Genomic DNA, 1343 nt, shown 5'->3' on the forward strand with positions numbered 1-1343 from the left:
GGCTGTTCTCGGCGGACTACCTCGCCGTGCGCCTGCGCGAGGAGGTGCAGCGCGCTGCACGCTACGATCAGAGCGTGGGCTTCGCCATCTTTGAGTTCGCGACCGAAAAGAGCGCGCTCGACGCGCTGGGCGAGTTCGCAATTGGCGAGCTGTTGCTGCAGGCGGCGGCAGTCGTGCGCGAGGCAACGCGAAAAGCGGATATTGTTGGGAGGTACGGACACACCACGCTGGGACTGCTGCTGCCCTACGCAGGCGAACACGCGCCTAAAATCGCCGAGCGCGTGGCTGCCGCACTCGAAGAGTGGCTCCTAACAGCGTTCAGCCCCTCGATGCACGAGCGGTTCCACATCTACTTTGGCTGGGCGTTCTACCCACGCGACTGCGACGATTACGAGCAAATAATGCGCGCTGCCGAGCAGCGGCTACTGGAGCATCGGGCGCGCGCCCGATTGCAAGGGGAGGCGGCTTAGAAGCTCTCGTGCGGTATACCCTTACCAAAGAGTGAGGAGCTGATGAGGATACACTGCTCGGGCTTGCTACGTGCGCGGTGTTCGCGTTTTTTGCCTTCACCCCCAGCCCCTCTCCCATCGTGTGGGAGAGGGATGTAGGGGCGCACGGCGGTGCGCCCTACCGTTCCCCCTCTTCCGCTCACGCTGGAAAAATTGTGCCCACCCTGAGAATTCAATGCTTGATTGCCGTACCCTTATCAGGAGGGTCGGGGTGGGGTAAGCAATCTCGAAATCTTACTGCATGGGCACTTAGAGGCTGTCGAGCATTTCCGCATTCTCGCTAAGCGACGCGCTAACCACCTATGGCTCCCACAGGGATAGGATACCCTATGCCTGACAATTGCTCGACAGTCTCTTATTACCTCACAGCCATATACCGCGCCGACTGTGCGCTTCCCTACCGCCCCAGCGCCACCATCGGCGAAGACTGAATCTCTACCTCACAGCCCAGATACAGCGACTGCAACTGCTGCGGCGTGAGGTGGAGCGTGTCTACGATCCACTGGGGCAGGTCGAACCACCAGTCGTCGGGCGCGTCGGGCTGACGCAGCAGGTGCGCCACATGGTTCGCCAGCACGACGACCGCCGTGAGCGGTGCTTCCTGCAGCCCGTCCGACGAGTCGGCGTGGTGGCAACCGATTGCCTCCACGAGTTTTTCGGGGAAGCCCCAGTGCAGGCTCACGGCGCGCCCCACCGCCGCGTGGTCGCAGCCGTACACCTGCTGCTCCGCCGTCAGTTCGGGCACGCCTTGCGCCACGAGGTCTTCCACCTGTTCGTAGGGCGCGTCGCCGTAGCGGTCTAAAAGCGGCTTGCCGATGTCGTGCAGCAGCCCCG

At 62.8% G+C, this 1343-nt stretch carries 2 protein-coding genes; one reads left to right on the plus strand and one right to left on the minus strand.

Translation table 11 applies throughout. From position 1 onward, the window contains the following. On the plus strand, positions 1-470 hold a 470-nt coding region (locus NW808_RS01925), incomplete at its 5' end, for a diguanylate cyclase domain-containing protein (protein WP_414420095.1). 436 nt (positions 471-906) lie between these two features. On the opposite strand, the gene NW808_RS01930 is transcribed toward NW808_RS01925, so the two are convergent. Then, the coding region (locus tag NW808_RS01930; protein ID WP_414420096.1) for an HDOD domain-containing protein at positions 907-1343 on the minus strand (437 nt) is incomplete at its 5' end.

It is taken from the genome of Synechococcus sp. W70.1 (assembly GCF_047461515.1).
Lineage (GTDB): Bacteria > Cyanobacteriota > Cyanobacteriia > Thermostichales > Thermostichaceae > Thermostichus.